The organism is Streptomyces chumphonensis, from assembly GCF_014779715.1.
Lineage (GTDB): Bacteria > Actinomycetota > Actinomycetes > Streptomycetales > Streptomycetaceae > Streptomyces > Streptomyces chumphonensis.
On the sequence record NZ_JACXYU010000015.1, the window covers coordinates 14,099 to 35,829 of the forward strand.

Annotated in this window: 18 protein-coding genes; 7 read left to right on the forward strand and 11 right to left on the reverse strand. The window is 74.8% G+C overall.

Translation table 11 applies throughout. The annotated features are described in order from the left end of the window. Positions 1-131: 131 nt before the first annotated feature. The gene (locus tag IF129_RS22035; protein ID WP_191211534.1) at positions 132-1,826 is read right to left on the reverse strand and encodes a Stk1 family PASTA domain-containing Ser/Thr kinase; all 1,695 of its coding nucleotides are present in this window, start codon (positions 1,824-1,826) and stop codon (positions 132-134) included. Between the two features lie 307 nt (positions 1,827-2,133). Here IF129_RS22035 and IF129_RS22040 point away from each other — a divergent pair, with 307 nt between their 5' ends. Continuing rightward, positions 2,134-3,930 (forward strand): protein kinase domain-containing protein, encoded by a 1,797-nt coding sequence (locus tag IF129_RS22040; RefSeq protein WP_191211535.1) that lies wholly within the window; start codon positions 2,134-2,136, stop codon positions 3,928-3,930. Between the two features lie 25 nt (positions 3,931-3,955). Here the strand turns inward: IF129_RS22040 and IF129_RS22045 are convergent, their stop codons facing one another. Then, positions 3,956-4,633, reverse strand: coding sequence for a response regulator (locus tag IF129_RS22045; RefSeq protein WP_191211536.1), 678 nt, complete (start codon positions 4,631-4,633; stop codon positions 3,956-3,958). A gap of 347 nt (positions 4,634-4,980) precedes the next feature. On the opposite strand from IF129_RS22045, the gene pdhA (IF129_RS22050) reads away from it, so the two are divergent. From pdhA (IF129_RS22050) to IF129_RS22060, 3 genes are read left to right on the forward strand one after another with little or no spacing between them, the layout of a single operon-like run. After that, positions 4,981-6,213: a pyruvate dehydrogenase (acetyl-transferring) E1 component subunit alpha gene (pdhA, locus tag IF129_RS22050; protein WP_191211537.1), complete on the forward strand. Its 1,233-nt coding sequence runs from the start codon at positions 4,981-4,983 to the stop codon at positions 6,211-6,213. Between the two features lies 1 nt (position 6,214). Beyond that, positions 6,215-7,204 (forward strand): alpha-ketoacid dehydrogenase subunit beta, encoded by a 990-nt coding sequence (locus tag IF129_RS22055; RefSeq protein ID WP_191211538.1) that lies wholly within the window; start codon positions 6,215-6,217, stop codon positions 7,202-7,204. 25 nt (positions 7,205-7,229) lie between these two features. Then, positions 7,230-8,699 carry a dihydrolipoamide acetyltransferase family protein gene (locus IF129_RS22060; RefSeq protein ID WP_191211539.1) on the forward strand — a complete coding sequence of 490 codons (1,470 nt, stop codon included), beginning with the start codon at positions 7,230-7,232 and terminating at the stop codon, positions 8,697-8,699. 135 nt (positions 8,700-8,834) lie between these two features. On the opposite strand, the gene IF129_RS22065 is transcribed toward IF129_RS22060, so the two are convergent. The 3 genes from IF129_RS22065 to IF129_RS22075 form a co-directional block, all read right to left on the reverse strand. Beyond that, positions 8,835-9,380 carry a bacterial proteasome activator family protein gene (locus IF129_RS22065; RefSeq protein WP_191211540.1) on the reverse strand — a complete coding sequence of 182 codons (546 nt, stop codon included), beginning with the start codon at positions 9,378-9,380 and terminating at the stop codon, positions 8,835-8,837. A gap of 39 nt (positions 9,381-9,419) precedes the next feature. Beyond that, the gene (locus IF129_RS26810; RefSeq protein WP_191211541.1) at positions 9,420-10,016 is read right to left on the reverse strand and encodes a hypothetical protein; all 597 of its coding nucleotides are present in this window, start codon (positions 10,014-10,016) and stop codon (positions 9,420-9,422) included. A 288-nt stretch (positions 10,017-10,304) separates the two neighbouring features. After that, the gene (locus tag IF129_RS22075; protein ID WP_191211542.1) at positions 10,305-11,282 is read right to left on the reverse strand and encodes an NAD(P)H-quinone oxidoreductase; all 978 of its coding nucleotides are present in this window, start codon (positions 11,280-11,282) and stop codon (positions 10,305-10,307) included. 136 nt (positions 11,283-11,418) lie between these two features. Here IF129_RS22075 and IF129_RS22080 point away from each other — a divergent pair, with 136 nt between their 5' ends. After that, complete coding sequence (locus IF129_RS22080; protein WP_191211543.1) at positions 11,419-12,021, forward strand: DJ-1/PfpI family protein; 603 nt, start codon at positions 11,419-11,421, stop codon at positions 12,019-12,021. 17 nt (positions 12,022-12,038) lie between these two features. On the opposite strand, the gene IF129_RS22085 is transcribed toward IF129_RS22080, so the two are convergent. From IF129_RS22085 to IF129_RS22095, 3 genes are read right to left on the reverse strand one after another with little or no spacing between them, the layout of a single operon-like run. After that, positions 12,039-13,220 carry a potassium channel family protein gene (locus IF129_RS22085; protein ID WP_191211544.1) on the reverse strand — a complete coding sequence of 394 codons (1,182 nt, stop codon included), beginning with the start codon at positions 13,218-13,220 and terminating at the stop codon, positions 12,039-12,041. 14 nt (positions 13,221-13,234) lie between these two features. Further along, on the reverse strand, positions 13,235-14,521 hold the full coding sequence (locus IF129_RS22090) for a molybdopterin molybdotransferase MoeA (RefSeq protein WP_381479926.1): 1,287 nt from the start codon (positions 14,519-14,521) through the stop codon (positions 13,235-13,237). 55 nt (positions 14,522-14,576) lie between these two features. Further along, a complete protein-coding gene (locus tag IF129_RS22095; protein WP_191211546.1) occupies positions 14,577-15,449 on the reverse strand; it encodes an NTP transferase domain-containing protein in 873 nt (290 codons plus the stop codon). A gap of 175 nt (positions 15,450-15,624) precedes the next feature. Between IF129_RS22095 and IF129_RS22100 the strand changes: the two genes are divergently transcribed. Further along, the gene (locus IF129_RS22100) at positions 15,625-17,301 is read left to right on the forward strand and encodes a phosphodiester glycosidase family protein (protein ID WP_191211547.1); all 1,677 of its coding nucleotides are present in this window, start codon (positions 15,625-15,627) and stop codon (positions 17,299-17,301) included. A gap of 88 nt (positions 17,302-17,389) precedes the next feature. On the opposite strand, the gene IF129_RS22105 is transcribed toward IF129_RS22100, so the two are convergent. The 3 genes from IF129_RS22105 to pdhA (IF129_RS22115) are packed head-to-tail and all read right to left on the reverse strand — an operon-like array spanning position 17,390 to position 21,020. Further along, entirely contained in the window at positions 17,390-18,790 is a 1,401-nt protein-coding gene (locus tag IF129_RS22105; protein WP_191211548.1) for a dihydrolipoamide acetyltransferase family protein, read from the reverse strand. After that, a complete protein-coding gene (locus tag IF129_RS22110) occupies positions 18,790-19,848 on the reverse strand; it encodes an alpha-ketoacid dehydrogenase subunit beta (RefSeq protein WP_191211549.1) in 1,059 nt (352 codons plus the stop codon). Before IF129_RS22110 ends, IF129_RS22105 begins: the two co-directional genes overlap by 1 nt. Next, positions 19,845-21,020 (reverse strand): pyruvate dehydrogenase (acetyl-transferring) E1 component subunit alpha, encoded by a 1,176-nt coding sequence (gene pdhA, locus IF129_RS22115; protein ID WP_191211550.1) that lies wholly within the window; start codon positions 21,018-21,020, stop codon positions 19,845-19,847. The genes IF129_RS22110 and pdhA (IF129_RS22115) overlap by 4 nt, the downstream gene beginning before the upstream one ends. A 212-nt stretch (positions 21,021-21,232) precedes the next feature. Between pdhA (IF129_RS22115) and IF129_RS22120 the strand changes: the two genes are divergently transcribed. Next, positions 21,233-21,700, forward strand: a complete 468-nt coding sequence (locus IF129_RS22120; RefSeq protein ID WP_191211633.1) for an Lrp/AsnC family transcriptional regulator — start codon at positions 21,233-21,235, stop codon at positions 21,698-21,700. The last annotated feature ends 31 nt before the right edge of the window (positions 21,701-21,731 follow it).

Here is a 21,731-nt window from a genome sequence, read left to right on the forward strand (position 1 = left end):
CCCGCTTCCACGATGCGGACCCCTCGGGAGCCGCGCAGGCCGGCGGGACGCGACCGGCCCCCGGCGCGGGGTGCGCGCCGGGGGCCGGTCGGACGGTACGGGGGCCGCCGCGGCGGCGGCCGAGGGGGCGGTCAGCCCTCCTTGCCGGTGGAGACGACGAGGGAGACCTTGTCCTCCTCCGGGTCGAACGGCTGGTACGCCTCGGGCTCCTGCTCCAGGACGGTGTTCTTGCCGTAGATGGCCTCGTCCTCGTAGGCGATGTCCGTGTCGAGGCGCCAGCCGGCCTCCCGGATGCAGTCCTTGACGGAGTCGATGTGGTGGAAGGTGAGGTCCGGCATGGAGACCGGGGACTTCTCCCCCTCCTCCTCGTCGAGCGAGTAGTCGTACGCCTCGGTGCACGTCTCGGCGTCGATCTTGCGGGACGGGTCCTCGTCCTTGAACGCCGGTTCGTCGTCCTCGGGCTCCGGCTCGGGCTCGGGCTCCGGTTCGGGGGCGTCCTTGGTGGGCTCGCCGCCGGTCGGCTCGGGGGCGGCGGCGGGGGACTCCCTGGCCACCGGCTCCTTGTCGTCGTCGGCGAGCGCGCCGATGACGACCAGGCCGATGATCACGACGAGGGCCGTCACGGCGGCGACGGCCACGATCATCACCCCGCGGTTGCCGCCGCCGTTGCCCCCGCCGGTGGTCGGGGCGCCGGGGCCGCCCGGCTGCATCGTGTACGCCGGCGTCGGGTAGCCCTGCTGGTGCGTGGGCGGCGGCGGGGTGGAGGGGCCGAAGCCCTGCTGCGGCGGGTAGGCGTAGCCGCCCTGGGGCATCGGCGTCGTGCTGGGGGGCGGCGGGGTGCCCGTGGCGCTGACGGGCGGGAAGACGGACTGCGCGACGCCCGCACCGCTGTGCTGCGCGGGCCCGCCGGTGACGATGGCGGGGCTCACGCCGGTCGTCGCGCCGGAGCCGCTGATGCGCAGGGCCTCCGCGCGCATGGCCTCGGCCGTGGGGAACCGCTCGTTCGGGTTCTTGCGCAGCGCGCGGGCGACGAGCGCGTCCACCGCCGGGGGCAGGGCCCGGTTGATGGAGGACGGCGGAACGGGCTCCTCCTGGACGTGCGCGTAGGCGATGGCCAGCGGCGAGTCGGCGTCGAACGGCAGCCGTCCGGTCAGCAGCTCGAAGAGCATGATGCCGGTGGTGTAGAGGTCGGAGCGGGCGTCCACGCCGCGCCCGAGCGCCTGCTCGGGCGAGAGGTACTGGGGCGTGCCGACGACCATGCCGGTCTGCGTCATCGACGTCACACCGGACTGCATCGCACGGGCGATGCCGAAGTCCATGACCTTGACGACCCCGCGCCGGGTCAGCATGACGTTGCCCGGCTTGATGTCGCGGTGGACGAGGCCCAGCTCGTGGCTGGCGTCCAGGGCGGCGAGCACGTCGGCCGCGACCTTCAGCGCCTTCTCGGGGGGCATCGCGCCGTGCCGGCGGACGTCGTCGTCCAGCTCGTTGCGCAGGGGCTTGCCGTCGACGTACTCCATGACGATGTACGGCACGAGGGCGCCGTCGATCGTGTCCTCGCCGGAGTCGAAGACCGAGACGATGTTGGTGTGCGTCAACTTGGCGACGGCCTGCGCCTCGCGCCGGAAGCGCTCGCGGAAGGCCGCCTCCCGGCCGAGCTCCGAGTGGAGGGTCTTCACCGCGACCTGGCGGTCCAGCACACTGTCGTAGGCGAGGTGGACGGAGGCCATGCCGCCCGCGCCGAGCAGCTCCCGCAGCTGGTAGCGCCCGTTGCCGACGGTGCGGCCCTCGAAGTTCCCCGGCTGCCCGCCGCCGACGTCGGTCATGTGGCTGCTCCCCCTTGGCGCCGCAGCCCTGGACGGGGCCAGTCTCTGCGCATGTACGGTTGCTCCTGCTGCTCGGGACCAGTCCCGAATCCCAGCCAAGTCTGCCCTAGGGGTGGGACGAGTCAAGCCGCGTGCCCGTTCCGTGACCCGTTGCACGGATGGTCGGGGCACCGGCCGGGTAGCAGGGGGTGAACCCCGCTCCCGGTGGACGCAACTTGCCAGCCCCAACCCCGAGCGGATTGGATGGCCCTTCCATCCCCCCACACGCGCGCCCGCGCCCTGCGGGTTCCAGACACGGCGAGGACTGATGGGACAGACGCAATCCCCGGGAGGCCCCGAGGGCCCCGACGAGGCCACGGGCGGAGCGTCCGGCCCTCCTTCCGGGGCGTCCGGTTCCGCCGGGTCCACCGGTTCCTCGGGCTCCTCGGGCTCCGAGACGTGGGGGAAGAACGGCCTGGTCGGTGACGGTCGCTACCGGCTGCTGCGCCGCATCGGACGCGGCGGCATGGCGGAGGTCTTCGCCGCCGAGGACGTCCGTCTCGGCCGCACGGTCGCCGTCAAGCTGCTGCGCAGCGACCTCGCCGAGGATCCGGTCTCCAAGGCCCGCTTCACCCGCGAGGCGCAGTCCGTCGCGGGGCTCAACCACCACGCCGTCGTCGCCGTGTACGACTCCGGCGAGGACACGGTCGACGGCAACACCGTGCCGTACATCGTCATGGAGCTGGTCGAGGGCCGCACGATCCGTGACCTCCTGCTCACCGCCGAGGCGCCCCCGCCGGACCAGGCGATGATCATCGTCTCCGGTGTCCTGGAGGCGCTGGCCTACAGCCACCAGCACGGCATCGTCCACCGCGACATCAAGCCGGCCAACGTCATCATCACCGACACCGGCGCGGTGAAGGTGATGGACTTCGGCATCGCCCGCGCGCTGCACGGCGCGTCCCAGACGATGACGCAGACCGGCATGGTCATGGGCACGCCGCAGTACCTGTCCCCCGAACAGGCGCTCGGCAAGACCGTCGACGCCCGTTCCGACCTGTACGCCACCGGCTGCCTGCTCTACGAGCTGCTCACCCGGCGCCCGCCCTTCACCGGCGAGACGCCCCTCTCGGTCGTCTACCAGCACGTGCAGGACGAGCCCGTGCGGCCGTCCGAGGCGGCCGACGGCGTCCCGCCGGAGCTGGACGGCCTCGTCATGCGCTCCCTCGCGAAGGACCCGGACGACCGGTTCCAGTCGGCGGAGGAGATGCGCGGGCTGATCCAGTACGCCCTGCGGCAGTTCCAGGACCAGGGCGGCCACACGGGCGGCCTGTGGAACACCGGCCCGGTCACGACGACGGGCGCCACCCCGGCGATGGGCATGGCCGCGGCGGGGGCCGCCGCCGGTTACGGCTACGGCGACGACGCGCTGGGCCAGACGCGCGGCCAGCCGGCCCCGCCGATGCTGCTGGGCCGCCCGGACCGCGACGACGGCGGGTTCGAGGGCGCTCCCCGCGAGGGTGGCCGGGGCGGGGGTCTGAAGTACGCGCTGATCTCCTTCTTCGCGGTGCTGGCGGTGGCCGCGGGGGTGCTCTTCGCCTTCAACAACGCCGGAAGCGACGACCCGGCGGCCCCGGGTCCGGGCGAGACGTCCCAGTCCCCCACCGACGAGGAGTCCACGCCCGAGGAGGAGCCGGAGGAGACGCCGGACGACGACCCGACGCAGGACGACAGCGGCAACGGCGGCGTCGACACCCCGCCCACGGACGTCTGGACGCCGCCGACGAACGAGCCGTCGGAGCCCACCGGCGAGCCCACCGACGGCACCAGCGAGGGCACCGGCAGCGGCTCCCCGGACGGCGGCGCCGACGGCGGCGGTGGGGACGGCGGCGCGGACGCGGGTGCGGACGGCGGCGCGGACGGCGGAGCCGACGGTGGCGCGGACGGTGGCGCGGACGGCGGGGCCGACGCGGGTGCGGACGGTGGCGCGGACGGCGGGGCCGACGGTGGCGCGGACGGTGGAGCCGACGGTGGCGCGGACGGAGGCGCGGACGGCGGAGGCGGCGGCACCGAGCCGGACGGCGGCGGCTCCGGCGAGGCGGGCGCCGCGGGCGTCGGCGGCTGACCCCGCTCGCGGCCCGGGCCCGCGCTCAGGCCGGGTGGGGGCGGTCGGCCTCGGCGCGCAGGCGGGCCACGTACGCCGCGGCCTGCGCCCGCCGGGCCATGCCCAGCTTGCCGAGCAGCGTCGAGACGTAGTTCTTGACGGTCTTCTCCGCGAGGTGCAGCCGGTCGCCGATGGCCCGGTTGGTGAGGCCCTCGCCGATGAGGTCGAGGATGCGGCGCTCCTGCTCGGTGAGGGTCGCCAGGCGCGGGTCGCCGCCCGGTCCGGACGGGGTGCCGCGCAGCCGGTCGAGGACCCGGGCGGTGGCGACGGGGTCCAGGAGGGAGCGTCCGGCGGCGACGTCCCGGACGGCGGCGACCAGGTCCGTCCCCCGGATGGCCTTGAGGACGTACCCGGCGGCGCCCGCCATGATCGCGTTGAAGAGGGCCTCGTCGTCGGCGTACGAGGTCAGCATGAGGCAGGCGACGCCGTCCGTCCGGGAGCGGATCTCGCGGCAGACCTCGACGCCGTTGCCGTCGGGCAGCCGGACGTCCAGCACGGCGACGTCCGGTCGGCTGGCGGGGACGCGGGTGAGCGCCTCGGCGGCGGTGGCCGCCTCGCCGACGATGACGAGGTCGGGCTCGGCGTCCAGCAGCTCGTGCAGCCCGCGCCGGACGATCTCGTGGTCGTCGAGGAGGAACACCCTGATCTGTCCGCTTTCGGGCACGATGCCAGTCTCACATATTGACCCCCCGCTTGCTCTTCCCGTGGCTGCCGCCTCCGGGTTAACGTGCGTTAGTCCTTCGAGGCTGCAAGGCTGTGACCAGTGACGTTCCCGGCCGAGGTGACCCGGACCGCGAAATACTTGGATTTCCAAGGAAAATTGCAGGTCAGCGGTCCTTCACCCCTGTGCCGGGTTACTGGGTAACGTGCCTTGTGCGGGCCGTCGAACGGGACACCTGTCACCGCTCGGTCCGACCGCGCCGCACCCCACCCCGTGCGCCGTATCGGCACCGGGCGAGCCGCACTGGCTCTTCCGGAGACCCCGGGGGCCGGACAGACGGAGGAGCACACGTGACCGTGGAAAGCACTGCCGCGCGCGGAACGTCGCGCAGCAGCAGCGGAAAGCGCACGGCGGCGGCCAAGACGGCCGCCAAGAAGGCGCCCGCGAAGAAGTCGGCGAGCCGCGCCAAGCGCGGCTCGGCCCCCGCACAGCCGGAGCTGGTGCAGCTGCTCACCCCCGAGGGCGAGCGCGTCGAGCACCCCGACTACGCCATCGACCTGAAGCCCGAGGAGCTGCGCGGCCTGTACCGCGACATGGTGCTCACCCGGCGCTTCGACTCCGAGGCGACGTCGCTGCAGCGGCAGGGCGAGCTGGGGCTGTGGGCCTCGCTGCTGGGTCAGGAGGCCGCACAGATCGGCTCCGGCCGGGCGCTGCGCGACGACGACTACGTCTTCCCCACCTACCGTGAGCACGGTGTGGCGTGGTGCAAGGGCGTGGACCCGGCGAACCTGCTCGGCATGTTCCGCGGTGTGAACAACGGCGGCTGGGACCCGAACAGCAACAACTTCCACCTCTACACCATCGTCATCGGCTCGCAGGCGCTGCACGCCACGGGCTACGCGATGGGTGTGACGAAGGACGGCGCGGACTCGGCCGTGGTCGCCTACTTCGGTGACGGCGCCTCCAGCCAGGGCGACGTCGCGGAGGCGTTCACCTTCGCCGCCGTGTACAACGCGCCGGTGGTGTTCTTCTGCCAGAACAACCAGTGGGCCATCTCCGAGCCCACCGAGAAGCAGTCCCGCGTCCCGATCTACCAGCGCGCCGCCGGCTTCGGCTTCCCCGGCGTGCGGGTGGACGGCAACGACGTGCTGGCCGTGCTGGCCGTGACGCGGGCCGCCCTGGAGCACGCCCGCTCCGGGCAGGGTCCGATGCTGGTGGAGGCGTTCACCTACCGCATGGGCGCCCACACCACCTCCGACGACCCGACCCGCTACCGCGCCGACGACGAGCGCGTGGCGTGGGAGGCCAAGGACCCGATCCTGCGGCTGCGCACCTACCTGGAGAACGAGGGCCTGGCCGACGAGGCGTTCTTCGCCGGGCTGGAGAAGGAGAGCGAGGAGCTCGGCGTCAGCGTGCGCGAGAAGATCCGCACGATGCCCGACCCCGACACGATGGCGATCTTCGAGAACGTCTACGCGGACGGCCACGCGCTCATCGACGAGGAGCGCGCCCAGTTCGCCGAGTACCTCGCGTCCTTCGCCGACGCGGACGAGACCGCTGGAACCGCCGGAAGGGGCCACTGACATGGCTGCCAAGAGTTCGGGCCAGCTGCCCGTCGCGAAGGCGATCAACGAGTCGCTGCGGGCCTCCCTGGAGGCCGACCCGAAGGTCCTCGTCATGGGTGAGGACGTGGGCAAGCTCGGCGGTGTCTTCCGCGTCACGGACGGGCTCCAGAAGGACTTCGGCGAGGACCGCGTGATCGACACGCCGCTGGCCGAGTCGGGCATCGTCGGCACCGCGATCGGCCTGGCCCTGCGCGGCTACCGGCCGGTGGTCGAGATCCAGTTCGACGGGTTCGTCTTCCCGGCGTACGACCAGATCGTCACCCAGCTCGCCAAGATGCACGCCCGTGCGCTCGGCAAGGTGAAGATGCCGGTCGTCATCCGCATCCCCTACGGCGGCGGCATCGGCGCGGTGGAGCACCACAGCGAGTCGCCGGAGGCGCTGTTCGCGCACGTCGCGGGCCTCAAGTGCGTCTCCCCGTCGAACGCGAACGACGCGTACTGGATGATGCGCCAGGCGATCGAGTCCGACGACCCGGTGATCTTCTTCGAGCCCAAGCGGCGCTACTGGGACAAGGGCGTCGTCGACACCTCGGCGATCCCGGCCCCCCTGCACGAGGCGCACGTGGCCCGTCCGGGCACGGACCTCACCCTGGCGGCCTACGGCCCGATGGTGAAGACCTGCCTGGAGGCCGCGGCGGCGGCCGAGGAGGAGGGCCGCTCGCTGGAGGTCGTCGACCTGCGCTCCATGTCGCCGATCGACTTCGACACCGTCCAGCGGTCGGTCGAGAAGACCGGCCGGCTGGTGGTGGTGCACGAGGCGCCGGTGTTCTACGGCTCCGGCGCGGAGATCGCCGCCCGGATCACCGAGCGGTGCTTCTACCACCTGGAGTCGCCGGTCCTGCGGGTGGGCGGCTTCCACGCGCCCTACCCGCCGGCCCGCCTGGAGGAGGAGTACCTGCCGGGCCTGGACCGGGTGCTCGACGCCGTCGACCGCTCCCTGGCGTACTGAGCAGGGGCTGAGGAGAGTCGTGACGATGACTGCGAACGCGCAGCGCTTCCGCGAGTTCAAGATGCCCGACGTGGGCGAGGGCCTGACCGAGGCGGAGATCCTGTCCTGGCACGTCAAGCCGGGTGACGCGGTGACCGACGGCCAGGTCGTGTGCGAGGTCGAGACGGCGAAGGCCGCCGTCGAGCTGCCCATCCCCTTCACCGGGACGGTCAGCGAGCTGCACTTCGGCGAGGGCACGACGGTGGACGTCGGGACGTCGATCATCACCGTCGACACCGACCCGTCGGCGGGCCCCGCCCAGGACGGCCCGGCGGCGCCCGCCGAGGAGGTCGCGCCCGCCGCGCCGAGCGCGCCGGCCGCCCCGGCCGAGCCCGCCGAGGAGGCACCGGAGGAGGGCAAGCGGCAGCCGGTGCTCGTCGGCTACGGGGTGTCGGCCTCGTCCACCAAGCGGCGACCGCGCAAGCAGGCGGCGGCCGTACCGGAGCAGGGCGCGGCCGACGCGCTCCAGGCCGAGCTGAACGGCACCGTCCCCGGGGCGCCCGCCCCGGACGCGCCGACGGCCCCGGCCGCCACCCGTCCGCTGGCCAAGCCGCCGGTGCGCAAGCTGGCCAAGGACCTGGGCGTGGACCTGGCCCGCGTCACCCCGACGGGGCCCGAGGGCACCATCACCCGGGACGACGTGCACGCGGCGGCGGCACCGCCGGCGCGGCCCGAGGCCCCGGCGGCCCCGGCCGCGCGGGCCGAGGCCGAGCCCGCTGCGGCGCCCGCCGTGGAGCCGCAGTCCATGGCCGCCATCCGGGAGCGCCGGGTGCCGGTCAAGGGCGTCCGCAAGGCGACGGCGGCGGCGATGGTCTCCAGCGCGTTCACCGCGCCGCACGTGACGGAGTTCGTCACGGTCGACGTCACCCGCACGATGCGGCTCGTCGAGGAGCTCAAGCAGGACCCGGACATGGCGGGGCTGCGGGTCAACCCGCTGCTGATCGTCGCCAAGGCCCTGCTGACGGCGATCCGCCGCCACCCGGACGTCAACGCGTCGTGGGACGAGGCGAACCAGGAGATCGTCTACAAGGACTACGTGAACCTGGGCATCGCCGCCGCCACCCCGCGCGGCCTGATCGTGCCGAACATCAAGGACGCGCAGGCCAAGACCCTGCCGGAGCTGTCGCGATCGCTCGGCGAGCTGGTCGCCACGGCACGTGAGGGCAAGACGTCCCCCGGCGACATGCAGGGCGGCACGGTGACGATCACCAACGTCGGCGTGTTCGGCGTCGACACCGGCACCCCGATCCTGAACCCCGGGGAGTCCGCGATCCTCGCCTTCGGCGCGGTCAAGCTCCAGCCGTGGGTCCACAAGGGGAAGGTGAAGCCGCGGCACGTCACCACGCTGGCCCTGTCCTTCGACCACCGGCTGGTCGACGGCGAGCTGGGCTCGCGCGTGCTGGCGGACGTGGCGGCCGTCCTGGAGCGCCCGAAGCGCCTGATCACCTGGGGCTGAGCCCCGCGCACCACGTACCGCAGCCCGTCCCCGGAACATCGGGGACGGGCTGCGGGCGGTTTCGGGGCACGTACGGGCCCTGGGGTTCGGACGCTCCGGGGGCGCCCCCTCGGGGCGCCCCCGGAGTCAGGGGCCTCAGAGGTAGGGGCCGGAGCGTCCGGGGCCGCGCTCGGCGGCGTCCTCGGGCACGGTGCCGGGCGGCAGGGCGCGCCGCATCTGCTCCAGCTGCGCGCGGGCGGCCATCTGCTGCGCGAACAGGGCCGTCTGGATGCCGTGGAAGAGCCCTTCGAGCCATCCGACGAGCTGGGCCTGCGCGATGCGCAGTTCCGCGTCGCTGGGCACCACGTCGTCCGTGAAGGGGAGCGAGATGCGCTCCAGCTCCTCGATGAGCTCCGGCGCGAGCCCGTCCTCCAGCTCCTTGACGGAGCTGTGGTGGATCTCCTTCAGCCGGGCGCGGCTGGCCTCGTCGAGCGGGGCGGCCTTCACCTCTTCGAGAAGCTGCTTGATCATGCTGCCGATGCGCATGACCTTGGCGGGCTGCTCGACCATCTCCGTGATGGGTACCTCGCGCGACTCCTCGTCGCCCTCCCCGCCGCCGGGGGTGCTCAGCGCCATGCCGTCCGGGCCGACCACCAGGACGTGTGAACGGTCTTGCGGCTGTTCGTTCGTCGGCTGTGTCATGGGTCCATTCTGCACGGCGCCCGCGGGCTTCCGGGGGCGCTACCGCCGACGCAGCCGCAGGCCCAGGAAGGCCAGGCCGAGGCCCACCGAGGCCATGCCGGCGCCGAGGGAGAGGACGGGCAGGACGGGTCCGCCGACGGGCGGGGCGGCGGCCTGCCGGACGGCGGCGGCGCCGTCGGCGGATTCGGCCTCCTCCGCGTAGTCGGCGTAGAGGTCGTAGGTGCCGAAGGTCTCGGCGGGCCGCTCCGGCAGCGGCACCCAGGGATGGGCGGGGGCCCGGGACACCGTCCGGGGCACCGGGCTCCGGTCGGCCACGGGCTCCTCCGCGGGCGCGGGTGGGGAGGGCTCGGATGCGCTCGGCGACGGGCTGCCGGGATCGGCGGAGGGGGAGCCGGACGGCGTGGCGGTGGGTTCGGTGGGCGCCGTCGGCGCGGGCGACACGAATCCGGGTGGGCGGGGGCCGTCGGGGCCCACACCCGGTTCGGGGGAGAACCGGTAGCCGTCCTCCTCCGGGAGGACCCAGCCCGGGGGCCGACTCGGCTCCGACTCCTGCCCGGGGCCCGGACTCTCGGCGAGGGCGGGGACGGGGAGCAGTACGGCGGCCCCGACCAGCAGGCCCACGGCGTGCGCTTTCACTGCGTGACTCCCCTCTCGCCCCGTGCGGCCCCCAAGCCCCGTGCGGCCCATGCGGCCCTCTCGGCTCGGTGAGCGCGTCCATCACACTGACCGGTGACCAGCGTCACACGTCGGCTCATGTCCGGCACCTTGGGCGGGAACCTCCACGCTCAGTGACGACCATGTGACGCGAAGCCGCTCCCCGACGGCGTGCGTTCCCGTCGCTCCAAGGGCGTGTGCCCCGGCGCACGCACCCACATGCGCGCCCCTTTCGGCCCGCGAACCACCTCGGGCACCACCGGCTCCCCCTCACCTCACCAGCACGACCTTCCCGACGTGCGCGCCGCCCTCCAGCACCCGGTGGCCCTCGGCGGCGTCCGCCAACGGCACGGTGCGGTCCACGACGGGCCGCACCCGGCCGCTGCCGATGAGCGGCCACACGTGCTCGCGGACGGCCGCGACGATCGTCGCCTTCTCCGCGACGGGACGGCCGCGCAGACTCGTCGCCGCGATCGCCCCGCGCTTGGCGAGGAGCGCGCCCAGGTTCAGCTCGCCCTTGACCCCGCCCTGCAGCCCGATGACCACGATGCGCCCGCTGACGGCGAGCGCCGCCACGTTCGGCTTCAGGTACTTGGCGCCCATGATGTCGAGGATGACGTCGGCGCCGTGGCCGTCCGTCGCCGCCTTCACCTCTTCGGTGAAGTCCTGCTCCCGGTAGTTGACGAGGATATCGGCACCCAGTTCGGCGCAGCGAGCCAGTTTCTCCTTCGTCCCCGCGGTCACGGCGACCTTCGCGCCGACCGCCTTGGCGAGCTGGACGGCCATGGTGCCGATGCCGCTGGCCCCGCCGTGCACCAGGAAGACCTCGCCCGGCCGCAGGTTGCCCACCATGAAGACGTTGGACCACACGGTGGCGGTCACCTCCGGCAGCGCCGCCGCCGTCACGAGGTCGACGCCCTCGGGCACCGGCAGCACCTGTCCCGCGGGTACCGCGACGCGTTCGGCGTACCCGCCGCCGCTGAGCAGGGCGCACACCTCGTCGCCCACGGCCCAGCCCGCGACACCCGGCCCGACGGCGGCGATCCGCCCGGAACACTCCAGACCGGGGTAGGGTGACGCTCCCTCAGGCGGCGGGTAGAGACCCTGACGCTGCAACAGGTCGGCGCGGTTGACGGCCGCGGCGGCCACGTCGATCAGCACCTCCCCGTCGCCCGCTTCGGGATCGGGCACCTCGGCCCACACCAGCGCCTCGGGACCACCGGGTTCGGGAATCGTGATCGCACGCATGGGCACGACGCTACCGTCTGCGCCCGGCGGCCCGGTGATCGCGACGTGTCGGGTCGCTGACGGACTCGTGGTCACCCGGACGCCGCCCGCGACGCCGGGCGGGGAGCACGCGACCCCACGCGGCATGATGGCGCATATGAGCGAAGAACCGACGCGGCGCATCGGCATCCTGCTGTTCCCCGAGGTGGAGGAACTCGACGCCTTCGGACCGTGGGAGGTGCTGTCCCACTGGACGCGGATCTATCCGCAGGACGGCTGGGAGGTGTTCACCTTCTCGGCGGAGGGTGGCGCGGTGACCTGTGCCAAGGGCCTGACGGTCCAGGCGCACCGCGGTGCGGCCGAGGCGCCCCCGCTCGACGTGCTGCTGTACCCCGGGGGCGACGGCACGCGGACGATGCTCAAGGACGAGGCGCACCTGGCGTGGCTCCGGGAACAGCGCGCGAACGTGCCGCTGCTGGCGAGCGTGTGCACGGGCGCCCTGGTCTACGCGGCGGCGGGACTGCTGGCGGGGCGGCCGGCGACGACGTACTGGCAGGCCCTGCCGGAGCTGGCGGCGCTGGACGCGACGGTCGAGCTGCGGCCCGACGAGCGCTTCGTCGACGACGGCGACCTCGTCACCTCATCGGGGGTGTCCGCCGGGATCGACATGGCCCTGCACCTCGTGGCGCGGCTGGCCTCCCCGGAGCGGGCGCGCGAGGTGCGCAGGGGCATCCAGTACGACCCCGAGCCGCCGGTGTGACGCGGGGCTGACGGCGGTCACTGCCCCAGGTCGTCGCGGGGGGACTGCCAGTCCCGCTTGGCGGCGGGCTGCATCTTCGGCGGGTTGCGCAGCTCGCCGGTGTCGTCCTCGTCGCCCTTGCGCAGCTTCTGCACCGGCTGCTCCTCGTGCGAGCGGCGGATCACGACGACGCGGTCCTGCTGCTGGAGCGCGGCGGCGGCCGGCTCGTCGAAGTGCAGCAGCCGGTGGCCCCTTATGACGGCCAGGACGAGGTCGGGGCACTCCCGCGGCGAGCGTCCGACCTCGGCCTTGGTGACGGGGCGTTCGGCCAGCGTCATCCCGATGCCGGTCTGGATGAGGTCCTCCATGACCTGGCCCGCGCTCGGGCTGATGAGGGACAGGCCCAGCAGCCGTCCGGCCGCGCCGGAGCTGGTGACGACGGAGTCCGCGCCGGACTGCTTGAGCAGCGGCACGTTCTCCTCCTCCCGCACGGAGGCGACGATGTTGAGCTTCCGGTTGATCTGCCGCGCGGTGAGCGTCACGAGGACGGCGGTGTCGTCGCGCTGGGTGGCGATGACGACCTGCCGGGCCCGGTCGATGCGCGCCCGCTCCAGGACGCTGGAACGGGTGGCGTCGCCGACGACTCCGGCGAACCCGTCGGCGTTGGCCGCGTCGATGACCTTCGCGCTCGGGTCCACGACGACGATCTGCTCCTTCGTCGCACCGGCCGCGAGCAGCGTCTCGGCCGCCGAGCGGCCCTTCGTCCCGAAGCCGACGATGACCGTGTGGTCGCGCACGGTGGACCTCCAGTGGGACAGCCGCCACTGCTGGCGGGTGCGCTCGGTCAGCACCTCCAGCGAGGTGCCGACGAGAATGATCAGGAAGGCGACACGCAGCGGTGTGATGACGAAGGTCGTCAGCATCCGCGCGGTCTCGGACGTGGGGTAGATGTCGCCGTAGCCGGTCGTGGAGAGCGACACGGTGACGTAGTACACCGAGTCCAGCAGGGTGACGCCGCCGCCCGCGTTGTCCGCGTAGCCGTCCCGGTCGAGGTAGACGACGGCGACCGCGATCAGCAGCACGACGTGCGCCATGAGCAGTCGCTTGGCCACCTGGATCAGCGGACCGGTGAGCTGCCGGGGGAGCTGCACCCGGAAGGTGTACTCGTCCGCGTAGGCGATCCGTTTCCGGCGCGCCGTGAGCGGGTTCTCGAACTTCATGGAGGGGTCACCGGTCAGTTCCGGGGCAGGCCGAGCAGATGGACGGGGGCGCCCGCCCCGGCGCCGCCGGGCGGGATGACCGCCAGGGCCGTGGCCGAGGCGATCCCCCGGAGCATAGCGGGGCCGTGGAAACGCAGGGGTGTCGCGGTACCGCGCCGGTGGGAGACGGGCACGAGCCGGGTGTCCTCGGGGTGGCCCTGCACCCGTTCGGCGAGCCGCGCCGGGCCGGGGCCCGCCTCCGGGTCGCGGTCGGCGAGCGTGCGCAGCAGCGGGTCGGCGAGCGTCAGCAGCGCCGAGACGGCGGCCAGCGGGTTGCCGGGCAGCCCCACGACGTGCCGCCCGTCGGGGAGCGCCGCGAGCAGCATGGGATGACCGGGGCGCACGGCGACGCCGTCGACGACGAACGTCGCGCCGAGCTCCCGCAGCGCGGGCCGCAGGTGGTCCACGGGCCCGGCGGCCGTCGACCCGGTCGTCACGAGCACCTCGGCGTCGCCGCCGGTGAGCGCGTCCCGCAGCGCCGAGGCGCTGTCGCCCAGGTGCCGGGTGGCGACGACGTCCGCGCCCAGCTCGGCCAGCCAGGGGGCGACGAGGGGGCCGAGCGCGTCGCGGACCCGGCCGCCGGCGGGGACGCCCTCGGTCAGCAGCTCGTCGCCGAGGACGAGGACCTCGGCGCGCGGGCGGCGGGTCACGGTCAGCCGGTCGTACCCGGCGGCGGCGGCGAGCCCCAGCACGGCCGGGGTGACGAGGGCCCCGGCGGGCAGCAGCAGGTCGCCCATGCGGCACTCCTGGCCGCGCGGGCGGATGTCGCCGCCGTGCGGCGGGGTGGCGGGCGCGGTCAGCCGACCGCCGCCCGCGAAACCGTGCTCGCCGCGCAGGACGGCGGTGGCGCCGTCGGGGACGCGGGCGCCCGTCGCGATGGCCACCGCGTGCCCGTCGGGCAGCCGCTCGGGGGTGTCACCGGCGAGGACGCCGGGCCCGGAGTCGTCCAGCGCCCACGGTCCGGGGCCGGCGACGGCCCAGCCGTCCATGGCGGAGGTGTCGAAGGCGGGCAGATCGGTGAGGGCGGGCAGGGGCTCGGCCAGCACGTGGCCCAGCGCCCCGGGCAGCGGCAGCTCGGCCGGCTCGCCGGGGCGGGCGGCGTACCGGGCCGCCGTCCGGGCCTCCGCCCAGCCGACGGCGGCGGGCCGGCCGGTCTCGCGCGAGGCGCCCGGCGGGCCGCCGCCGGGGGCGGGGCCGAGCGCGGCGTCGAGCCCGGCCGTGCCGTTGGCGAGGGCGAGGGCGTCGTCGAAGTCGTCATCCATCGCGGGCGTCCGGGGGTGGGAAGGAGGGGTCATGGGGGCCTCGCGCTCTGAGCCGTCAGCCGGCGGGGGGTGGGGTGCCCGGGGAGGTGCCCGGACCGCCCGGCGCCTCCTCGTTCCAGCGGTCGGCCAGGGCCGCCGCCTTGCGGACGGCGACGGCGACGTCCTCCGGCGAGCCGCCCCGGCGGGCCGCGGCGTAGCCCACGAGGAACGTCGTCAGGGGCGCCGCCGGGCGGGCGACGCCGTGGGCGGCGTCCCGGGCGAGGTCGAGGACGGCGGTGATGTCGACGTCGAGTTCGAGGCCGAGCTCCGCCTTGACTGCGGTGGTCCATTCATCCAGCACACGCCCATGCTCCCTGATGCGGGCGCGGGCGGCGGCGATGTCCTCCCAGGTGTCGCAGTCGGCGCCGGTGTCCGCCGCGACCCGGCGCACCGCGAGTTCGGCGGTGAGGAGCTTCAGGGGCAGGTGGTCCAGCCGGCCGTGCTCGGTGGCCAGCAGCGCCAGCTCGCGGCGCAGCGGCTCGGCCCGGTGGACCGCCAGGAGGGGCTGGTCGCGGCCGTCCGCGGTGGCCAGCGCGCACTCCGCGGCCGGGTCGTCGGCCAGCGCGGCGCGCAGCAGCCGGACGGTGTCCGGGGCGAGGAAGGGCAGGTCGGCGGAGAGCACCAGCACGGTCCGGGCGGTGACGTGCCGCAGTCCGGCGTCGAGCGCCGCGAGCGGGCCGCCGCCCGGGCGGGTCTCGCGCGTCCACGTCACCGGCCGGACGGTGGGCCTGCGCGGGCCGACGACGACGGTGCGGGCGGCGTCCGGGCAGGCGGCCAGGGTGCGGTCGAGGAGGGTGCGTCCGCCGACGGTGACGGCGGGTTTGTCCGCGCCCCCCAGGCGCCGCGCGCCCCCACCGGCCAGCACGACCACGTCGTATGCAGCTACCACGCCGAGAAGCGTACGGGGGCGCCGGACCCCCGGCGGGCCCGGCTATCCTGCGACGGGCGGGAAACCGCGATCACCGTGCGCCGGGCGTGCACTCGGGCGTGCGCGGGGCGCGGGCGAACGGGCTCGGAGCGACCGCGCACGGCACACACCGGCTCGGTACGACGACGAGGGCTCGATGAGGTTGTTTCGTTCCACCGGGGCCCCGGCGACGACCGGGCCGCGGCACAGGGGCCGCGCCGCCGTCGCGGCGGGCCTCCTGGTGGCCGCGGTGATCACGGTGCTCGTCCTCACCGGCGGGCCCGGCACCACCGGCACCCCGGCGGACGACGGACGGGACCGGGCCCCCGGACACCTCGCCCTGGGTCCGGCGGACCTGGCGGAGCAGCGCACCGTCACGGTCCTCGCCCCCGGCGTCGAACACCTCGCGATCCGCCGGGGCGACGCCTCCCCCGACGAGCACTGGACGCTCACCGTGGGCCTGGGCACCTCGGAGGCGGAGGTCGCCGAGCTGCGACGCCGCGTACAGGAGGCGGGCCACACCCCGGTCCTGAGCGACGTGGCGGGTGCCGATCCCGGCCGCCGCGACGGCACGGGGCCGGGGACGCTGGTGCGCGTCGGGGCGTACGCCGGTGAGCGGGAGGCGGAGCAGGCCCGCGAGGAGCTGGCGGAGCGGGGCGTGCGCACCAGGGTGCAGCACACCAGCGGGGACGGACGCACCGCGACGGGGCCGTGGTCGGTCCACGTGCTCATGATCGATCCGGAGGAGTTCGAGGGGCGCCTCACGGCGGAACTCGCGGCGGGGACGGTGGCGGGCCGGGAGACCGTGAGCTCTCTGGTCGGCCGGACCGGAGCCCTCGCCGGTGTCAACGGCGGCTTCTTCGTGCTCGGCGAGCGGGACCGCCCGGGGCAGGGCATCGCCGGCACGGAGGGCGACCTCGCGGGCGTCTCCGTGATCAGGGGCGAGCTGCTGTCGGAGGCCGTGAACGGGCGGCCCGCCCTGGTCCTGCCCGACGGTTCGGGCGCGGAGGCGACGATCCGGCGGCTGCGGACCCGGCTGTCGGTCCGGGTCGGCGGGGCGTCGCACGAGGTCACGGGACTCAACCGCGGGCCCGGCCTGATCGTCAACTGCGGCGGCGTCGGCGCGCAGACGCCCCTGGCGCGCCCCGCCCACGACTGGACGTGCGGCAACGCGCACGAGCTGATCGCGATCACACCGGAGTTCGGCGCGCGGGCGCCGGGGGGCGCGGGCCACCAGGTCGTCCTGGACGGCGACGGCCGGGTGACCGGGGTGCGGGACGGCGGTGGCGGGCCGGTGCCGGCGGACGGCCTGGTGCTGCGGGCGACCGGTGACGCCGCGACCTGGCTCCGGCGCCACGCCACGATCGGGTCGAGCGTCGAGGTGACCGAGGACGTCGTGGACGTCGGAACGGGAGGGGTGCTGCCCCGTTCGGCCGGAACCTCGGTGGTCAACGGCGGCCCGCTGCTGTTGCGGGACGGGACCCTCGCGCTCGATCCGGAACGCGACGGCTGGAGCCCCCGGGACATCGCGGCCACCGACCGGACGGAGTGGTTCACCGACTGGTACCTGCGGCGGAAGGCCCGCAGCGCCGCCGGAGTGACCGCGGACGGGCGCCTCCTGCTGATGACCGCCGACGGCGACCAGCCGGGCCGGGGGATCGGACTCACGATCGGCGAGACGGCCGAGGTGATGCGCTCGCTCGGCGCGGTGGACGCCGTCAACCTCGACGGGGGCGGCTCGGCCGCCATGGCCGTGGACGGCACCCTCGTGTCGAGCCCGAGCGACGCGGCCGGGGAGCGGCCCGTGGCGGACGCGCTGCTGGTGCTGCCCTGACGCGCGCCCCCGGCCGTCGCGGACGACCGGGGGCGGCAGGCCGACGCCTGGTGGGTCGGCGTGCGTCGGCGCGGGTCGGCGCGGGTGGTCAGAGGGTGCGCAGGAGCACGGCGGGGTGCTCGACGCAGTCGGCGACGTACCGGAGGAAGCCGCCGGCCGTGCCGCCGTCGCAGACCCGGTGGTCGAAGGTCAGCGAGAGCTGGACGACGTGCCGCACGGCCAGCTCGCCCTCGTGCACCCACGGCTTCGGCACGATCCGGCCGACGCCGAGCATCGCCGCCTCGGGGTGGTTGATGATCGGCGTCGAGCCGTCCACCCCGAACACGCCGTAGTTGTTGAGGGTGAACGTGCCGCCCGTCAGCTCGGCCGGGGAGAGCCGGCCGTCGCGGGCGGCGTCCGTCAGCCGCTGGACTTCGTCGGTCAGCCCCTGCGCGTCGCGCCGGTGGGCGTCCTTGACGACGGGCACGACGAGCCCGCGTTCCGTCTGGGCGGCGAAGCCGAGGTGCACGGCGGGGAGCCGCACGACCTCGCGCCGCTCGGTGTCCACGGTGGAGTTCAGTTCGGGGTGGCGCGCCAGCGCGGCCACGCAGATCCGGCCGAGGAGCGCCAGGAGGGAGATCTTCGGCCCGGCGGCGTTCATGGCCCGGCGGGCCGCGAGCAGTTCCGTGGCGTCGGCGTCGACCCAGCAGGTGGCGTCGGGGATCTCGCGGCGGCTGCGGGCGAGCTTGTCCGCCACGGCGCCGCGCACGCCCTTGAGGGGCACGCGCTCGCCCTCCGGCTCCGCTGGGGGAGCGGCGGCGTGGGCGGTCGGGGCGGCGGCCGGTTCGGGGCGGGCGGCGGCCCGCTCGACGTCGGCGCGGAGGATCAGCCCCTGCGGGCCGGAGCCCGGCACGGTGTGCAGGTCGATGCCGTGTTCTCGGGCGATGCGGCGCACGAGCGGGGAGATGACGGCGAGGGGCGCACGTGTCCGGGCGTCCGCCGGTTCGTCCGCCCGCGCCACGGGGGCGCGGGGCGCGGGGCGGGGGCGCGTCGGCGCGGGGGACGGCGCGGGGGCGGCCGGTCGGGCGGCCCGGCGGCGCCGGCGCGGCGCCTCGCTCGTGCCGTAGCCGACGAGGACGTTGCCCGATCCCTCCTTCCCACCGGCCGTGCCGGACGCGGCAGACGCGGCGCGCTGCACGGACGGCACGGGGGTGCCGTCGACGACCTCGACACCGTTCACGGCGGGCTTCCCGTCCCCGCCCGTCGGCGCCGAGGCGACGGTCACCAGCGGGGCGCCGACGGGGATCTCGTCGCCCTCCGCGCCGAACCGGGCGGTGACCACGCCGCCGTACGGGCAGGGCACCTCCACCATGGCCTTCGCCGTCTCGACCTCGACCACCGGCTGGTCGATGGCCACGACGTCCCCGACCTCGACCAGCCACCGGGCGATCTCGGCCTCGGTCAGTCCCTCGCCCAGGTCGGGCAGGGTGAACTCGCGCACCTCGGGCATCAGCGTCCGTCCCCTTCCGTCCACCGCGACTCCCACTGGAGCCTGTCCACAGCGTCCAGGATCCGGTCGACGCCGGGAAGATGGTGGCGCTCCAGCATCGGCGGCGGGTACGGGATGTCGAACCCGGCGACGCGCAGGACGGGCGCCTCCAGGTGGTGGAAGCAGCGCTCGGTGACGCGCGCCGCGATCTCCCCGCCGGGCCCGCCGAAGCCGCCTGACTCGTGGACGACCACGGCCCGCCCGGTGCGGCGCACGGACGCGGTGACCGTCTCGTCGTCGAACGGCACGAGGGAGCGCAGGTCGACGACCTCCAGGTCCCAGCCCTCGGCCGTCGCCGCCTCGGCGGCCTCCAGGCACACGGGCACGGAGGGGCCGTAGGTGAGCAGCGTCGCCGAGGTGCCGGTGCGCCGGACGGCGGCCCGCCCGATCGGCTCCACGGCGGCGGGCGCCCGCGGGTCCCAGTCGTCCTTGGACCAGTAGAGCCGCTTGGGCTCCAGGAAGACGACGGGGTCGTCGGAGGCGATGGCCTCGCGCAACAGACCGTAGGCGTCGGCCACCGTCGCCGGGGTGAGCACGTGCAGGCCGGGCGTGGCGATGTAGTACGCCTCGGAGGAGTCGCTGTGGTGCTCCACCCCGCCGATCCCGCCGCCGTAGGGCACGCGGATGGTGATCGGCATGGGCAGGGCGCCGCGCGTGCGGTTGCGCATGCGGGCGACGTGCGAGACGAGCTGCTCGAACGCCGGGTAGGCGAAGGCGTCGAACTGCATCTCCACGACCGGGCGCAGCCCGTACATGGCCATGCCCACGGCGGCGCCGAGGATGCCGGCCTCGGCCAGCGGCGTGTCCGTGCAGCGCTCGTCGCCGAACTCCTCCGCGAGCCCGTCGGTGACGCGGAAGACGCCACCGAGCGTGCCGACGTCCTCGCCGAGCACGTGCACGGCCGGGTCCTCGGCCATCGCGTCCCGCATGGCGCGGTTCAGCGCCTGCGCGAGCGGCGTGGGCTTGCGGGCGGGGGCCCGGGTGGCGTCCGCCGGCCGGCGGGTGGCCGCCGTGCTCATCGGCCGTCCTCCTGTCCGTGCTGGGCGTGCGGGTCGGGTGCGTCGTGCTCGTCGTGCTCGTCGGCCGCCGCCAGTTCGGCGCGCAGCTGCTCGGCCTGCTCGCGCAGCTGGGTGGTCTGCTCGGCGTACACGTGGTCGAACAGGGACATCGGGTCGAGGTCGGCCTCGGCGTTCATCCCGTCCCGCAGGTCGGCGGCCATGCGTTCGGCGGCCTCCCGGGCGGCGGCGATGCCGTCCTCGTCCAGCAGCCCGCGCCGCGTCAGCTCGGACTCCAGCAGGGCCACCGGGTCGTGGGCGCGCCACGCCTCGACCTCGGCATCGACCCGGTAGCGGGTGGCGTCGTCGGCGTTGGTGTGCGCCTCCATCCGGTACGTCACGGCCTCGACGAGCGTGGGCCCGCCGCCGCGCCGGGCGCGGGCCACCGCGTCGGCCAGCACCTCGTGCACGGCCGCCGCGTCGTTGCCGTCCACCAGCCGGCCGGGCATGCCGTACCCGACCGCCTTGTGGGCGAGCGTCGGGGCGGCGGTCTGCTTGGCCAGGGGCACGGAGATGGCGAAGCCGTTGTTCTGCACCAGGAAGACGACGGGGGCCTGCCAGACGGCGGCGAAGTTGAGCGCCTCGTGGAAGTCGCCCTCGCTCGTGCCGCCGTCGCCGACGAGGGCGAGGGCCACGACGTCGTCCCCGCGCAGCCGCGCGGCGTGGGCAAGACCGACGGCGTGCGGGAGCTGGGTGGCGAGCGGGGTGCTGAGCGGCGCGATGCGGCACTCCAGCGGGTTGTACCCGCTGTGCCAGTCACCGCGCAGGAGGGTGAGCGCCTGCGCCGGGTCCAGGCCCCGGGCGACGGCGGCGAGGGTGTCCCGGTAGCTGGGGAAGAGCCAGTCCCGCTCCTCCAGCACGAGGGCGGCGGCGACCTCGCACGCCTCCTGGCCGGTGGAGGACGGGTAGACGGCGAGCCGGCCCTGCTTCGTCAGGGCCGTGGCCTGCTGGTTGTAGCGGCGGCCCTTCACCAGCTGCGTGTACAGCTCGGACATGAGCGCCGGGTCGAGCTCGGCGCCGGTCCCCAGGACGCGGTGGGGGCGCTCGTCCGGCAGGAGGGGCGCCGCGTCGGTGAGCGGCCGCCACTTCGGGGGCGGGGCAGGGCGGTATGCGCCGGTCTGCGCGGTGACCGTCATGTCGGGCGCACCTCCGGTGGTTCGGGGGCGGACGTTCGGGGGGGGTGGCGGTGGCCACGGAAGTGACCGGGGTCTCTCCCCTACCGATTGTTCGGTCCGGAGTGCATTCTGGCTACAGGTGGTACCGCGCTGTGGACGAATGGCCGCTCCCGGCGGCCGGACCGCACCGGACGTCCAGAGAGGGAGGGCCCCACGCCGTGGCGGATGAACAGATGGCCGACGCCGGGGTCCCCGCGCGCCCGCTGGACGGGGTGGACCGGCAGATCCTCGGCATCCTCCAGACGGACGGCCGGGCCTCGGTCCGCGCGATCGCCGACCGGGTCCACATCTCGCGGGCGAACGCCTACGCCCGCATCAACCGGCTCGTCGAGGACGGCGTGATCCGGGGCTTCAGCGCCCGCGTCGACCACGAGCGCGCGGGCCAGGGCGCGTCCGCCTATGTCACGCTCAAGATCGTGCAGAACACCTGGCGCACGGTGCGGGCCCAGCTCGAACAGCTGCCGGGGGCGACCCACATCGCGCTGGTCAGCGGCGACTTCGACGTGCTGCTGCTCGTCCACACCCGCGACAACCGTGCGCTGCGGGAGCTGGTGCTGACCCGCATCCAGGCGATCCCGGAGGTCCTGAGCACGCGCACGCTGCTGGTCTTCGAGGAGACCGACCTCCATCCGGCGCCCTAGCGCGCCGGGCGGAGGCGTTCCGGCCCGGCCC

Excerpts from the sequence above, each read along its gene's own strand:
- IF129_RS22035 (WP_191211534.1), bottom strand. The coding sequence starts at position 1,826 with ATGACCGACGTCGGCGGCGGGCAGCCGGGGAACTTCGAGGGCCGCACC.
- IF129_RS22040 (WP_191211535.1), top strand. The coding sequence starts at position 2,134 with ATGGGACAGACGCAATCCCCGGGAGGCCCCGAGGGCCCCGACGAGGCC.
- IF129_RS22055 (WP_191211538.1), top strand. The coding sequence starts at position 6,215 with ATGGCTGCCAAGAGTTCGGGCCAGCTGCCCGTCGCGAAGGCGATCAAC.
- IF129_RS22060 (WP_191211539.1), top strand. The coding sequence starts at position 7,230 with ATGACTGCGAACGCGCAGCGCTTCCGCGAGTTCAAGATGCCCGACGTG.
- IF129_RS22065 (WP_191211540.1), bottom strand. The coding sequence starts at position 9,380 with ATGACACAGCCGACGAACGAACAGCCGCAAGACCGTTCACACGTCCTG.
- IF129_RS22075 (WP_191211542.1), bottom strand. The coding sequence starts at position 11,282 with ATGCGTGCGATCACGATTCCCGAACCCGGTGGTCCCGAGGCGCTGGTG.
- IF129_RS22080 (WP_191211543.1), top strand. The coding sequence starts at position 11,419 with ATGAGCGAAGAACCGACGCGGCGCATCGGCATCCTGCTGTTCCCCGAG.
- IF129_RS22085 (WP_191211544.1), bottom strand. The coding sequence starts at position 13,220 with ATGAAGTTCGAGAACCCGCTCACGGCGCGCCGGAAACGGATCGCCTAC.
- IF129_RS22090 (WP_381479926.1), bottom strand. The coding sequence starts at position 14,521 with ATGGATGACGACTTCGACGACGCCCTCGCCCTCGCCAACGGCACGGCC.
- IF129_RS22100 (WP_191211547.1), top strand. The coding sequence starts at position 15,625 with ATGAGGTTGTTTCGTTCCACCGGGGCCCCGGCGACGACCGGGCCGCGG.
- IF129_RS22105 (WP_191211548.1), bottom strand. The coding sequence starts at position 18,790 with ATGCCCGAGGTGCGCGAGTTCACCCTGCCCGACCTGGGCGAGGGACTG.
- IF129_RS22110 (WP_191211549.1), bottom strand. The coding sequence starts at position 19,848 with ATGAGCACGGCGGCCACCCGCCGGCCGGCGGACGCCACCCGGGCCCCC.
- pdhA (WP_191211550.1), bottom strand. The coding sequence starts at position 21,020 with ATGACGGTCACCGCGCAGACCGGCGCATACCGCCCTGCCCCGCCCCCG.
- IF129_RS22120 (WP_191211633.1), top strand. The coding sequence starts at position 21,233 with ATGGCCGACGCCGGGGTCCCCGCGCGCCCGCTGGACGGGGTGGACCGG.